This is a genomic window from Aeromonas sp. QDB14 (genome assembly GCF_027707845.1).
GTDB classification, from domain to species: domain Bacteria; phylum Pseudomonadota; class Gammaproteobacteria; order Enterobacterales; family Aeromonadaceae; genus Aeromonas; species Aeromonas caviae.
The window spans coordinates 12,546-25,553 of sequence record NZ_JAPCJD010000017.1; the positions used below are offsets into that span (position 1 = coordinate 12,546).

Below are 13,008 nucleotides of genomic sequence, written 5' to 3' on the forward strand. Positions count from 1 at the left end.
AGATCAAGCCTTGAACTTGCTGAACACCAGAGAGGCGTTGGTACCGCCAAAGCCGAAGCTGTTGGACATGACGGTATTGAGATCCGCCGCTTCGTATTCACGCACGATGGGCAGGCCCACGGCTTTCTCGTCCAGGTTCTCGATGTTGATGCTGGGGGCGATGAAGCCGTGTTCCATCATCAGCAGGGAGTAGACGGCCTCGTGCACGCCGGCGGCGCCCAGGGCATGGCCGGTCATCGCCTTGGTGGCGGAGAGCTTGGGTGCATTGCTGCCAAACAGGGTCTGAATGGCTTCCAGCTCCTTGGTGTCACCAACCGGAGTAGAGGTACCGTGAGTGTTGATGTAGTCCACCTTGCCGACACCCTGCATCGCCATCTTCATGCAACGCACGGCGCCTTCACCACTCGGGGCCACCATGTCGTAGCCGTCGGAGGTCGCACCGTAACCGGTGATTTCGGCGTAGATGTGGGCACCACGGGCCAGGGCGTGTTCCAGCTCCTCGACCACCAGTATGCCGCCACCACCGGAGATGACGAAGCCGTCGCGGTCCGCATCATAGGTGCGGGACGCTTTTTCCGGGTTGTCGTTGTACTTGGTGGAGAGCGCACCCATGGCGTCGAACTGGATGGTGGAAGACCAGTCCAGCTCCTCGCCGCCACCGGCAAAGATGATGTCCTGCTTGCCAAGCTGGATCAGTTCCAAGGCGTGACCGATGCAGTGGGCAGAGGTCGCACAGGCGGAGCTGATGGTGTAGTTGACACCTTTTATCTTGAACGGGGTGGCAAGACAGGCGGAGGTGGTGGAGGACATAGTACGCGGCACCATGTAGGGACCCACCCGCTTGACGCCCTTTTCACGGGCGATATCGGCAGATTCGGAGGTGTTCTTGCCGGAGGCGCCGCCGGAACCGGTCACGATGCCGGTACGCTCGTTGGAGACCATCTCTTCCGGCAGGCCGGCATCTTCGATGGCCTGCTGCATGGAGAGGTAGGCGTAGGCCGCGGCGTCACCCATGAAACGCATGACTTTACGGTCGATCAGTTCAGACGGATCGAGTTTGATGTTACCCCAGACACGGCTGCGCAGGTTGTACTGCTCGAACTGCTCGGAATAGGTGATGCCGGATTTACCTGCTTTCAGGGAGGCCAGCACCTCTTCCTTGTTGTTGCCGATACTGGAGATGACGCCGATACCGGTGATCACTGCTCTTCTCATTAATTCATCTCGTCTGGAAAAACTGGCACCGAGTCTACCCGCTTTCGGCTGCCAAACTGGTCTGCTTTCACGTAGAATGCCCGCGATTTTGTGACGCGAGCCGAGGAAAACGTGAGTCAAACATCCTTACATCATGCCCGATTGGACTGGAACGAAGCGGGAACTCCAGTCTCCAGTGAGTTCGGGGATGTGTACTTTTCCAATGATAACGGTCTAAGTGAAACCCGCTACGTCTTTTTGCAGCAAAATCGACTGCCAGAGCGATTTTCGCATCACGATAGTGACAGTTTCGTGATTGGTGAAACAGGTTTCGGTACAGGACTTAACTTTCTGGCCACAATGGCCGTCTTTCTGGAACAGGCCCCCCTGTCCGGCAACGGATCCCGGCTGCACTTCATCAGCGTCGAGAAATACCCCCTTACCCAGGCCGATCTGCGCAAGGCCCTGGCCGCCTGGCCCGAGCTCGCCCCCTTGAGCCAGCCTCTCATCGACCAGTGGCCGTTGCCGGTCTCCGGCTGCCATCGCCTGCTCTTTGCCGATGGCCGCATCCGCCTCGATCTCTGGTTTGGCGACATCAAGGAGATGCTGCCTCACGTGCCCCATCCGGCAACCGGTCTGGTGGACGCTTGGTATCTGGACGGTTTCTCCCCTGCCAAGAACCCAGAGATGTGGACCCAGGAGCTCTTCGACAATCTCGCTCGCCTCGCCCGCCCCGATGCCACCCTCTCGACCTTTACCTGCGCCGGTTTCGTGCGACGGGGGCTGATTGCCGCCGGCTTTGCCATGAAGAAGGTGAAGGGCCATGGCAGCAAGCGGGAGATGCTGGCGGGTGTTCGGGAAGGCAAAGTGCCGCAGCAGAGCATCGCCCCCTGGTATGCCCGCCCCGCAGGGCGGGAGGGAGAGGTGCTCATCATCGGTGGCGGCATCGCTTCCGCCATGACGGCGCTCTCTCTGGTGGAGCGGGGTCGGCACGTCACCTTGCTGTGCGAAAATGGCGAACCGGCCAGCGGTGCCTCCGGCAATCGACAAGGAGCCCTCTACCCCCTGCTCAACGGCGAGCACGATGCCCTGTCGCGCTTCTATTCGCTGGCCTTTGGCTTTGCCAGAAACCGGCTGCTGGCCCTGGCAAAGCACCACCCCGTCGCCTTCTCGCTGTGTGGCGTCACCCAACTCGGCTACGACGACAAATCCGCCGCCAAGCTTGCCAAGATGAGCCAGGGCCCCTTCCCCCCCGAGCTGATGCACCCACTCTCGGCAGCGGAGGTTGAGCAGGTGGTCGGCCTGCCCTGCGATGCGGATGGTGTGAGCTATCCCCTGGGGGGCTGGCTCTGTCCGGCGGATCTCACCCGCGCCGCCATCAGGGAGGCGCAGGCCAGCAGGCGGCTGGAAGTGGTGTTCAATGCCGCTGTAACCCGCATTGCCGAAGAGGACGGTGGCTGGCACCTGGAGAGCCGGGATGGCCGCCAGTGGCACGCCCCCAATCTGGTGGTGGCGGCCGGGCATCAGTTGCCAACCCTTCTCCCCTTTGCCGAGCTTCCCCTCTATCCGGTGCGCGGCCAGGTGAGCCATGTGCCGACCACGGCGAGCTTGAGCCAGCTCAAGACCGTGCTCTGCTACGATGGCTACCTCACCCCGGCCCACAACGGTGCGCACTGTATCGGGGCCAGCTATGGCCGCAACCAGACCGACCTTGCCTACCGCGCCGACGAGCAGGACCAGAACAGGGCGCGGCTGCAAGCCTGTGTGCCCCAGCAGCGCTGGCCCGCCGAGGTGGATGTGAGCGGCGCTCAGGCCCGCATCGGGGTGCGCTGCGCCAGCCGGGATCACCTGCCGGTCGCCGGGCCCGTCGCCCGGTTGGCGGCGCTGGCGGATCATGACGTCCACGCCCCCGCGGATCAGCAGAGCGCACTACCCCTGCACGCCGGCCTCTACGTGCTGGGGGCGCTCGGCTCCCGGGGTCTGTGCTCGGCGCCCCTGTGCGGCGAACTGGTCGCCAGCGAGATCTGCGGCGATCCCCTGCCGCTGGCCGCCGATCTGCTGGAGGCGCTCCATCCCGCCCGCTACTGGGTGCGAAGGCTGCGCAGGGGCAAGCCACTGCGCGACTAACTCCCCAGGAGCCGGGGCTGCCCGCCTCCACACCATTGGGCGCACCAATAAAAAACGGGCTCAATCAGCCCGTTTTTTATGTTTTCCATGAGCGTCCATGGGCCTGTACACGTGTCATCAGCCAGCCCTGGGCCAGACGACCCCCAGCTTGCGCCCCTGATCGGTCTGGCTGGCCAGGGTGTCGAACCGCGCCCGGGTGGCCTCCAGCACCGCCTGCCCTGCCTGCCAGCCCTGATGCTCCAGGGTTGGGCAATCCCGGGTCACCGGCAACTGGGCGAGGCGCGTGCCAAGCTGGCTCACGCTCTCCAGCAGGATGTCCTTGTGACGGCTCTCGTAGTCAAACATGGCGGCCACCAGCTTGTCCCACTTCTGGCGCTCCTTCGCGGGCGCACGGGCCTTGTCCATCCAGTTGGGCACCCTGACCTGGATGCGGGCACGGACGCTGGCCTGCTCCAGCTCGCAGCGCGCCGCCGTCGCCTTCGTCTGCAACTGCCAGGAGAGCTGATAACTGGCCTTGCCGATGTGCCCGTCCGCCTGGGTGGGCGACAAGGCGGTGATCTGGCGCATCACGGCCCCCACATCGGCCCCGGAGACCCGATAGAACTGGAAGTCGACCTTGATATCGGGGGCGACCTTCACACCGGCATAGTGGGAAGGTACAGCACCGATTGAGGCGGCATAAATGAGGGCCACCGTCACCCCTGTCTTGCTGAAGAGTCCCATCTGTCCGCGGCTTTGCTCCTTGTGAGTCCCGGCTTAATTTCAATTAATAATCAATGAATTAATAACCCGATTGGGAGATTACCCCTGATCCAGCCCCCTGTCATCCGCTCTTGGCACCCGGTTGCTGCAAACGTGCGAGTCATCACCCCGGCTCAGGCGGGGATTTGCAGTCGAGATCACAAGCTGCCATCGAATGGATGGTGAAATACTCCTTAGTGGGTAATATCCGCAGTGTTTTTGTTGGCCGATACCGGATAGTCCAGCGCAACCCTCTGGTGAGCCCTGGCAGGCCACCCCCTCACTTCAACTCTTGGGAAGGTTTTATGATAGAACTCCTGATCGGCACCCTGGTCACCCTGGCCGTGGGTCGCTACATCTTCAAGGGCTACTCCGCCACCGGGGTACTGCTCAGCGGCGGCCTGCTGCTGCTGGCGATCACCGCCCTGATGGGCAAGGCGGTGCTGCCGGCGAGCGTCCCCTCCACCGGCCACATGGCCACCGACATCTTCGAATACGTGCGCTTCCTGCTGGTCGACAGGGGGGGTGGCCTCGGCATGCTCATCATGGTGCTGTGCGGCTTTGCTGGCTACATGAGCCACATCGGTGCCAACACCATACTGGTGAAGCTCGCGAGCAAGCCCCTCGGTGTCATCAAGTCCCCCTACATCCTGCTGGTGGCCGCCTATCTGGTCGCCTGCGCCATGTCGCTGGCGGTGAGCTCCGCAACCGGCCTCGGGGTTCTGCTGATGGCCACCCTCTTCCCGCTGATGGTCAACATGGGGATCTCACGTGGCGCGGCGGCGGCGGTGTGCGCCTCGCCGGCCGCCATCATCCTCTCCCCCACCTCGGGGGACGTGGTGATGGCCGCCCAGGCCGCGAACATGGAGCTCATCGAGTTTGCCTTCAAGCTGACCCTGCCTATTTCCCTGGTGGCCATCGCCGCCATGGCGGTGACCCACTTCTTCTGGCAGCGTTATCTGGATCAGAAGGCCGGGGAGCACAACGCCGCGGTCGCCCCGAGCGATCTCGTCACCGACGCCCCCGGTTTCTACGCCATCCTGCCCTTCACCCCCATCATCGGTGTGCTGCTGTTTGACGGCAAACTGGGGCCCAAGCTCGACATCGTCACCATCATCGTCATCTGCCTGGTGCTGGCCGCCCTGCTGGAGCTGGTGCGCAAGCGCAACGGCCGCGAGCTGCTGGACGGGCTGCAGGTGTGCTGGCGCAACATGGCCGACGCCTTCGCCGGTGTGGTGATGCTGCTGGTGGGTGCCGGGGTCTTTGCCCAGGGTCTGATGGGGCTCGGTTTCATCGCCAACCTCCTGGATCTGGCCCAGAGCTTCGGTACCGGCGGCATCGTCATCATGCTGGTGCTGGTGGTCATCACCACCCTGGCGGCCTTCACCACGGGTTCCGGCAACGCCCCCTTCTACGCCTTCGTGGAGCTCATCCCCCATTTGGCCACCAGCCTCGGCGTCAACCCGGCCTATCTGGTGATCCCCATGCTGCAGGCATCTAACCTCGGCCGCACCATCTCGCCGGTCTCCGGGGTGGTGGTCGCCTGTGCGGGGATGGGCAATCTCTCTCCGTTCGAGGTGGTCAAACGTACCTCGCTGCCGGTGGCCGTCGGCCTGCTGGTAGTGATCCTCGCCACCCAGATCATGGTTCCCGCCTGACTCTTTACCGGCCCGGCTGCCGCCGGGCTGGTATCCCCCCCACCCCATGCAGTAGACTCGGTGCTCTTTTTTTCCTAAGGAGGACCGAGCCTTGAGTATGACGGTTCAACTTGCCCATTTCAGCGACTGCCACTCCCATTTCGATGGCGCCCCCATGCGCTTCTCCCCCGATGGCGAGTCCGAATGGCGCCCCCAGTGCGGCGGCTATGGCCGCATCCTGACCCGGCTCACCGCCCTGCGCCAACAGGCCGAGGCAGCCGGCCAGACCTGCCTGCTGCTGCATGGCGGCGATACCTTCCAGGGGTCACTTTACTTCAACCGCTTCAAAGGGCGGGCCAATGCGGACCTGCTGGCCCTCTTGCGACCGGATGCCATGGTGATCGGCAACCACGAATTCGATCTGGGCAACGGGCCGCTGGTGGAGTTTTTGCGCCAGCTCGATTTCCCGGTGCTCGCCGCCAACATCGACAACCGTCAGGAGCCCGCCGATGCCCCGCTGCGGCTGCAGGGGCTGCCGCAGCTGTTTGACGCGAGCCGCCCCTGGTACAAGCGCGTCATCGACGACGTGCCCTTCGCCCTGCTTGGCATCACGCTGCCGCAGATGGCCGCCATCGCGAGCCCCGATCCCCACACCCGTTTCCACGGTATCGAAGAGACCTTGAGCCGTGCCCTCTGCGAGATCAAGGCCGAGGGGATCAACCACATCATATTGCTGAGCCACCTGGGTCTGGCGCAGGACAAGCGACTGGCGACCCGCTTCCCCGAGCTCAGCCTCATCGTCGGCGGGCACACCCACAGCCTGCTGGGGGATCTGGCGCCGCTCGGGCTCGACAGCGAAGGCAGCTATCCCCTCATGGTGAACGGGGTGGCCATCCTGCACGCCGCCCACAGCGCCCTCTGTCTCGGGGTGTGCGAACTCACCTTCGACGAGCAGGGACGCGTGTGCCAAAGCCGCGGCCAGCTGGAGTGGTTACCCTGGGATCCCTGGCCCTTTGCTTCCCCGCCTCCTGCGGGGCTGCACTTCTGCGAACCGGCCCCCGAGCTCGAGCAGCATCTGGCCAGACGCTATCGCCCCGAGCTCGAAACCATGGCCCGGCGCGTGGTGACCCGGCTCGCCGACCCGCTCCATCACCAGCGCCTGCCCGATGCCAGCCTGCCCGCCGGCAGCCAGGTCGCCCCCCTGGTAGCGAGTGCCATGCTGGCCAGTGCCCGCGAACAGGTGGGTCAGGTGGACTTTGCCCTGCACAATGCCGGGGGCGTGCGCTGCTCCCTCGAGCCCGGCCCCCTGACCGAAGCAGACGTTGCCGGACGCCTGCTGCCCTTTGCCATTCCCCTCACCTTCTACCGGGTGCACGGCCATGAACTGGCCGAGGCGCTGGAGGGGGCCATCGACAACGCCACCAACAACGGGGTGACGGGCAATGGCAGCGGCAGCTTCCCCTATACCGCCGGGGTGCGCTTCTGCTATCAGGCCGACAGGTCCAAAGGGGAGAGGATCACTCGCCTGGAATGGGAAGCCAGCCCGGGTCAGTGGCAGCACGTCGAGCCGGATGCCATCTATCGCGGGGTCTCCAGTGCCTATACCGCCTCCGGCAAGGAGGGCTACACGGCCCTTGCCCGCACCCTGACCCAGCACAATCAGGAGCTCGGCATCACCCTGGCGGATGCCTTCCTGCGCTGGGCACGCCACCTGCCGGAACTCAGCCCTCTGCCGGCCCTGGTGGAGTATCACGGCCAGTGAATCTGACACCGGCCCATCCCGGGTCGGTGCCGCCTTTCCACCGCATAGGGGAATCCTGATCCGCTCCCAGGCGCAGGCCCCCTACCATGCAACCTCAGGCTGTGACGCCCGACTGCGCCAGCCCTGTCTTGTTATGGGGCCTGCCACTGCAGCCAGAGGCGTGAAAACGATACTTTTACGAATTATTTCAGGTGCCTACACTTCTTCCATTGCATCGTGCAGCCCGGCTCGGCAAGATAAGCCCGCTTTTTCAGTCTTTCCCGCAGGAACAGGTCACCCATGAATCATGCCATCCGCTTTACCCCGCACCGCCACAATCCCGGGATCAGGCCGTCGGTCATCTTGCTCACCGCCCTGATGGCTCTGCTGTTCTGTCTGCGCAATCCGCTGTTCCACGGCATGGCCCCGGGATTTGATGCCTCCCTGTTTGCGGTGATGGGCAAGATGTGGAGCGAGGGGGGCGTACTCTATCGGGACATGATCGACATCAAGGGTCCCATGATCTTCGCCCTCGATGCACTGGGCTATGGCCTTGGTGGCTTCTTCGGGATCTGGCTGCTGGAGTGGGTGCTCTGCTGGCTGGGCCTCATGGCGAGCTGGCAGGCTTTTTCGCAGCTCGGGCTCTCGGTGCGGGCGCGACTTGGCAGCATGCTGGCCCTGCTGGCGCTCTACAGCACTCGCTACTACTACGGCAACATGACAGAGGACTGGACATTCCATCTGGCCCTCATCGCCCAGTGGGCTTTCATCACCATGCTGCTGGACAAGCGATTCAGCTGGGGACCTGCCCTGGTCGCCGCACTCACCTTCGCCATCGTGGCCTGGATGCGCACCAACAACGGCGCCTTCTGGGGGGCCTGGTATCTGGTGCTCTTCTGTCACTGGTGTCTGCGTGAGCAGTGGCGCTGCGCCTTTGCCCTGCTCTTTTCCAGCCTGCTTGGACTGGCCCTCGTCGGCGGCCCGCTCTATGCCTACTTCCAGCACCACGACGTGCTGACCGAGTTCAAATACTACGCCTTCGGCATCTTCTTTGAAGGGAGCTACGGCAACGGCTTCTCTCCTGAGGTGGGCGCCGTCGGTCTGCTGCGCACCGGCCTCATCATGCTGCTGCCCGCCTTCCTCGTGCTGATGCTCGGGCGCCGCCAGGAGTGGTATCTCCCCGCGCTGTGCGCCACCCTGCTGGGGGTGCTGTTCACCCTGATCGCCAACTCGGTCTCCGGTCATGTGTTCGATCACTATGACGTGCTCTATCTGCAGCTTGGCCTGCTGCCGCTCGCCTGCCTGCTGGACAGAAGCGAGCAGCGATCCGATGCCCTGGGGCTACTTTGCATCTCCCTGGTGGTGCTGACCGCCAGCTGGCTGCTGGCCCAGCAGCTCGGCTACGGCTGGAGCACCAAGGAGTGGTCTCTGGAGCGGGTGCGCGAGGTGCTCGGCAACAGCCTGCTGTGGGCCTTGCCAGTGCTCATTCTGGTCCCGCTCTGGCGCGCCTGGGACGTGCGAAGCGCCACCCCCTGGCTCGCCTCGCTGGCCATGCTGGTACTGCTGGTCAACAACGCCTGGGAAGGCAATCTCAAGGGCAGGCCGTTCAATCCACCCGCCCAGGTCAGGGTCGATCGTATCCTGGCCGAGACGACCCCCACCGACAAGATCTGGGTCGATGGCATCCAGCCGCAATACTACCTCTGGACCGATCGCCAGCCGGCCTCCGCCTATCTGTTCTTTGCCAACGTCAACCCGCCCTACGATGTGCGCGAGCGGGTGCTGGCTGACATCCAGCGCCAACACCCCAAATTCATCATCGCCAAACCGGAGCGGGTGGCACAGGAGCTCAAGACTCCGACCTCCCCCTCCCACCTTGCCTTCTACCAGTATCTGACAGACCAGTATGAAGAGGTGGATCCGGGCCTGTACCGGCGCCGCTAATCAGGCACACAGAAGGGGCCATCCTGGTGATGGCCCCTTTTCGTTGCCGTCATAAAGAGGGGGCCGACCATGTTCAAGGCGCCCCATCCTGACTACAATGGCGCTCTTTTTCGCGGCAGAGGAAAGAATCATGGCGGAGCTGACTTATCTGGGGGGCTATCCGGAGCCACTCAAGGCTCAGGTACAGCAGTTGATTGCGGCGGGCAAACTCGGCGAGATGCTGGCCAAACGCTACCCGCAAACCCACCTCGTCCAGAGCGACAAGGCGCTGCTCGCCTATACCATGGAGCTGAAGAACCGCTACCTGAAAAGCTCCGCGCCGCTTTCCAAGGTGATCTTCGACGGCAAGATCAACGTGATCAAGGATGCCCTGGGACTGCACACCTATGTCAGCCGGGTGCAAGGCAGCAAGCTCAAGGCCAAGAACGAGATCCGTATCGCCGCCCTGTTCAAGGAGGCCCATCCCGCCTTTCTCAAGATGATAGTGGTGCATGAGCTGGCCCACCTGAAGGAGAAGGATCACAACAAGGCTTTCTACCAGCTCTGCCAGCACATGGAACCGGACTATCATCAACTGGAGTTCGATCTCAGGCTCTGGCTCACCTGGCGTGATATCGAGCGTACCGCCCGCTGATCCCCTTGCAAGGAGGCAAGATGCGCCCATGGCACACACCTCTCCAGCCCGTTCGCCATGGGCACTGGTTGCTCCCGGGGCTGATGCTCTGGCTCTTCTCACTGCCGTTGTCGGCCACCGAACGCTGGCAGCGTGATGACTACCTTGTCCAGAGCTTCATGGAAATCGCCATGAAACGGGAGTATGGCCATGAACAACAGGAGCACTTCTCCCGCTGGCCGGGCCCTGTTCGTCTCAAGCTCGTCAACGAATTCGGCGACAAGCCGCTGCAGGCCGAGGTCGTCAAGGTACAGACCCGTCACCTGAGCAGGATCACCGGTCACCCCATCGAGATTGTCAGCGACAACCCCAATCTCACCCTCATCATGACCCGGCACAAACAGATGGCGAGCTGGGCTGCGCGCACCATGCGCCAGGACGAGTCGGTGCGCATCGCCCTCAAGGAGGGGATTTGCCTGGCCAATTTCGCCACCAACGCTCGCTACGAGATCACCCGTGCCACCATCATCATTCCGGTGGATTACAGCCGGGCAAAGGGCCGTTTTCTGGATTGCGTAGTGGAAGAGTTGAGCCAGGTGATGGGGCTGCCCAACGACTCGGACAAGGTGTTCCCCTCCATCTTCAATGACAGCAGCATCGACAGCTTTCTGACCGGGCTCGATTACGTGTTGCTCAGGCTTGCCTACCACCCGGCATTGCAACCGGGCATGACGGCGGACGAGGTACGCGCGGCGCTCCCCACCGCCCTCAAGGCACTACGTGCCAATGGCGACATCGCACAGGCCACCCAACGGGTGCAGGTCGACAGCCTCAAGCGTTGGGCGGGACTCTGAACGCAGCCAGAGACATTACTCTTTCGCCTTTCGCCTTTCGCCTTTCGCCTTTCGCCTTTCGCCTTTCGCCTTTCGCCTTCATGGTCATGCGCTTACCCCATCAACACAACACGCAGCCCATGGCTGCGTGTTTTGAAGAGCGGTTCGGCAAAGCCGGTACAGGGATCATCACCCGACTGGAGGTTCCTCCTCGCGCCCTGGCAGATCACGACGATGCTTGCCGCTGAGAGCTTATCTTCAGGCCTCCAGAGCCTCTTCTTCCGGCATCCAGCTATCGGCGTTTTCCCACACCTCCTGCACCATGGCTTCGGCCAGCTCCTTGTCTTCCTTGCTGGCGCGACTGACCGTCAGAGCCATGGCACTACCCGGTGCCACCCGCACATGCAGATCGGGAAAGCGCTCACCCAGTTGCTTGAGCAGCTCCTGGCGCAAGGCCTCCATGGTCGAGGTGGGGATCTGGTGTTTTCTGTCGATGATGATTTCCAGGCGCATAAGGTACGTCTCCATGATAGTTTACTGTATTTTTATACAGTACTTTTAAAAAGTAAAGATGGTGGCTGCACATAGGCCCTCACCGCTCACACCTTCTCGCTGACGATGTGCAGCCGAACGGCCCCGATTTTCCCCCATCGCTGTCATCATGGAAAAAACAGTTGATATTGATTCTCATCCATCGCATTATCCATCTCTTGTTATAACATAACAAAAGAGGCAATCATGCGCCCCCATATTCACCCTGAATACCGCAAGGTTCTGTTCCGCGATCTCGCCAGCAATACCTACTTTCTGATCGGCTCCACGCTGGCCACCGATCGCACCAGAGAGTGGGAAGATGGCAACACCTACCCCTATGTGACGCTGGATGTCTCCAGCGCGTCCCACCCCTTCTATACCGGCAAACAGAAGCAGGTCGGCAAGGAAGGTCAGGTCGCTCGCTTCGGCCAGCGATTCGGTCAGTTCTTCAGCAAAGGAAAAGAGAAACAATGAAAGTCCTCGCCTCCCTGAAATCCGCCAAGTCGCGTCACCCGGACTGCCAGATCGTGCGTCGGCGCGGCAAGTTGTTCGTCATCTGCAAGAGCAATCCCAGGTTCAAGGCTCGTCAGGGCTGATTGCGCATCCGCCCCTCATGGATAACAAAAGCCCTCGTCATGAGGGCTTTGTCATCTCTGGGCTCTGCTCACAGCGGGGTGGCGCACTTGCGGTACTCGGTGGGGCTGACCCCTACCCGCTTTCGGAACACCCGCGAGAAGTAGAGCTGATCGTCATAGCCCACCTGCTGGCCTATGGTGGCGACCGACAGCGGCGTGGTCTGCAGCAGCAGCTTGGCCCGCATGATGCGCTGATCCTCACGCCAGCGCACTATGCTCACCCCCACCTGCTCGCGAAACAGGTGCGCGAGGCGCGAGGGGGACAAGAACACCTGCTCCGCCAGCGCTTCCACCGAGATCTCAGCCGAGAGGGACTCGCTCAGGAGCTGGCACGCCTCGTGGACCCGGTGATCGATGGCTGGATAGGCATTCTGGGACGATGCCTCGTAGCAGCGGATGAGCAACCGCTCCAAGAGGTTCATGGCCAGTTGCTCCGACATGGGCCGCAGCTGCTTGTGGGTCTCCTCGATGTCGAGGAAGAGGGCGTCGAATTCGGTGAGCAGCTGGTTGTCCGCCAGTTGCAGTCGCCCCACCTGCTCCGTCACCTGGGGCCACTTGAGCCAGTCAGCCCAATAGGCCCGCGGCCGGAAATAGACCCAGCGGTGATACCACTCTCGGGCATCCGGCGCCCGGCCGTAATGGTGCACCGCCGCTGGTGGAAAGAGCAGCAGGTCGCCGGGTTCCACGGTGAAGGCCTTGTCCCCCTGAAAGATCTGTCCCTTGCCCTTGATGGTCAGATTGACGATGAACCCCTTCATGCCGTGGGGCCTGTCGATGGTGAAATCCAGCGCGCTCCCTTGCTCGATGGGAGTCATCCCCGAGACCAGGAAGACGTCGAAGGCGTAGCCAGGCAGCAGGGGATTGAGTTGTTTCGGCTTCTCTTTTTGCATCGAGGACATGGCGGAAAACAGGGTTTCGGTAAAAAAGTCGACATGGGCCATTGTAGAGATCCGGCGTAGGAACCCCCTATGTTCGCAAGCTGTTCGTTGTGAAATTGTTGAACTGGCTC

12 protein-coding genes are annotated in these 13,008 nt (G+C 62.4%); 8 read left to right on the plus strand and 4 right to left on the minus strand.

Going from position 1 to position 13,008, the window contains the following annotated elements:
* Positions 1-3: 3 nt before the first annotated feature.
* Entirely contained in the window at positions 4-1,215 is a 1,212-nt protein-coding gene (gene fabB / locus PG887_RS07900; protein ID WP_029314417.1) for a beta-ketoacyl-ACP synthase I, read from the minus strand.
* A 90-nt stretch (positions 1,216-1,305) separates the two neighbouring features.
* On the opposite strand from fabB, the gene mnmC reads away from it, so the two are divergent.
* On the plus strand, positions 1,306-3,321 hold the full coding sequence (mnmC, locus tag PG887_RS07905) for a bifunctional tRNA (5-methylaminomethyl-2-thiouridine)(34)-methyltransferase MnmD/FAD-dependent 5-carboxymethylaminomethyl-2-thiouridine(34) oxidoreductase MnmC (protein ID WP_199769627.1): 2,016 nt from the start codon (positions 1,306-1,308) through the stop codon (positions 3,319-3,321).
* Between the two features lie 117 nt (positions 3,322-3,438).
* On the opposite strand, the gene PG887_RS07910 is transcribed toward mnmC, so the two are convergent.
* Entirely contained in the window at positions 3,439-4,044 is a 606-nt protein-coding gene (locus PG887_RS07910; RefSeq protein ID WP_010674487.1) for a DUF922 domain-containing protein, read from the minus strand.
* A 323-nt stretch (positions 4,045-4,367) separates the two neighbouring features.
* On the opposite strand from PG887_RS07910, the gene dcuC reads away from it, so the two are divergent.
* The 5 genes from dcuC to PG887_RS07935 all read left to right on the plus strand — a co-directional run bounded on the left by dcuC (position 4,368) and on the right by PG887_RS07935 (position 10,851).
* Positions 4,368-5,720: an anaerobic C4-dicarboxylate transporter DcuC gene (gene dcuC / locus PG887_RS07915; RefSeq protein ID WP_010674486.1), complete on the plus strand. Its 1,353-nt coding sequence runs from the start codon at positions 4,368-4,370 to the stop codon at positions 5,718-5,720.
* Between the two features lie 91 nt (positions 5,721-5,811).
* Positions 5,812-7,461 (plus strand): bifunctional metallophosphatase/5'-nucleotidase, encoded by a 1,650-nt coding sequence (locus PG887_RS07920; protein WP_270821437.1) that lies wholly within the window; start codon positions 5,812-5,814, stop codon positions 7,459-7,461.
* 279 nt (positions 7,462-7,740) lie between these two features.
* Positions 7,741-9,384, plus strand: coding sequence for a hypothetical protein (locus tag PG887_RS07925; protein ID WP_223952837.1), 1,644 nt, complete (start codon positions 7,741-7,743; stop codon positions 9,382-9,384).
* 130 nt (positions 9,385-9,514) lie between these two features.
* Entirely contained in the window at positions 9,515-10,018 is a 504-nt protein-coding gene (locus PG887_RS07930) for a M48 family metallopeptidase (protein ID WP_010674483.1), read from the plus strand.
* Between the two features lie 20 nt (positions 10,019-10,038).
* A complete protein-coding gene (locus PG887_RS07935; RefSeq protein ID WP_223952833.1) occupies positions 10,039-10,851 on the plus strand; it encodes a DUF2927 domain-containing protein in 813 nt (270 codons plus the stop codon).
* A gap of 237 nt (positions 10,852-11,088) precedes the next feature.
* On the opposite strand, the gene PG887_RS07940 is transcribed toward PG887_RS07935, so the two are convergent.
* Positions 11,089-11,343: a DinI family protein gene (locus PG887_RS07940; protein WP_010674481.1), complete on the minus strand. Its 255-nt coding sequence runs from the start codon at positions 11,341-11,343 to the stop codon at positions 11,089-11,091.
* 225 nt (positions 11,344-11,568) lie between these two features.
* Here PG887_RS07940 and PG887_RS07945 point away from each other — a divergent pair, with 225 nt between their 5' ends.
* The gene (locus PG887_RS07945; protein WP_010674480.1) at positions 11,569-11,838 is read left to right on the plus strand and encodes a type B 50S ribosomal protein L31; all 270 of its coding nucleotides are present in this window, start codon (positions 11,569-11,571) and stop codon (positions 11,836-11,838) included.
* A complete protein-coding gene (gene ykgO, locus PG887_RS07950; protein ID WP_010674479.1) occupies positions 11,835-11,960 on the plus strand; it encodes a type B 50S ribosomal protein L36 in 126 nt (41 codons plus the stop codon). The genes PG887_RS07945 and ykgO overlap by 4 nt, the downstream gene beginning before the upstream one ends.
* Positions 11,961-12,028: 68 nt before the next feature.
* Here the strand turns inward: ykgO and araC are convergent, their stop codons facing one another.
* A complete protein-coding gene (gene araC, locus PG887_RS07955) occupies positions 12,029-12,940 on the minus strand; it encodes an arabinose operon transcriptional regulator AraC (RefSeq protein ID WP_104455821.1) in 912 nt (303 codons plus the stop codon).
* Between the last annotated feature and the right edge of the window lie 68 nt (positions 12,941-13,008).

What these genes read in the sequence shown, in the direction of transcription:
- fabB (WP_029314417.1), bottom strand. Translation starts at nt 1,215, where the DNA reads ATGAGAAGAGCAGTGATCACCGGTATCGGCGTCATCTCCAGTATCGGC.
- PG887_RS07940 (WP_010674481.1), bottom strand. Translation starts at nt 11,343, where the DNA reads ATGCGCCTGGAAATCATCATCGACAGAAAACACCAGATCCCCACCTCG.
- ykgO (WP_010674479.1), top strand. Translation starts at nt 11,835, where the DNA reads ATGAAAGTCCTCGCCTCCCTGAAATCCGCCAAGTCGCGTCACCCGGAC.
- PG887_RS07910 (WP_010674487.1), bottom strand. Translation starts at nt 4,044, where the DNA reads ATGGGACTCTTCAGCAAGACAGGGGTGACGGTGGCCCTCATTTATGCC.
- araC (WP_104455821.1), bottom strand. Translation starts at nt 12,940, where the DNA reads ATGGCCCATGTCGACTTTTTTACCGAAACCCTGTTTTCCGCCATGTCC.
- dcuC (WP_010674486.1), top strand. Translation starts at nt 4,368, where the DNA reads ATGATAGAACTCCTGATCGGCACCCTGGTCACCCTGGCCGTGGGTCGC.
- PG887_RS07930 (WP_010674483.1), top strand. Translation starts at nt 9,515, where the DNA reads ATGGCGGAGCTGACTTATCTGGGGGGCTATCCGGAGCCACTCAAGGCT.
- PG887_RS07935 (WP_223952833.1), top strand. Translation starts at nt 10,039, where the DNA reads ATGCGCCCATGGCACACACCTCTCCAGCCCGTTCGCCATGGGCACTGG.
- PG887_RS07945 (WP_010674480.1), top strand. Translation starts at nt 11,569, where the DNA reads ATGCGCCCCCATATTCACCCTGAATACCGCAAGGTTCTGTTCCGCGAT.
- PG887_RS07925 (WP_223952837.1), top strand. Translation starts at nt 7,741, where the DNA reads ATGAATCATGCCATCCGCTTTACCCCGCACCGCCACAATCCCGGGATC.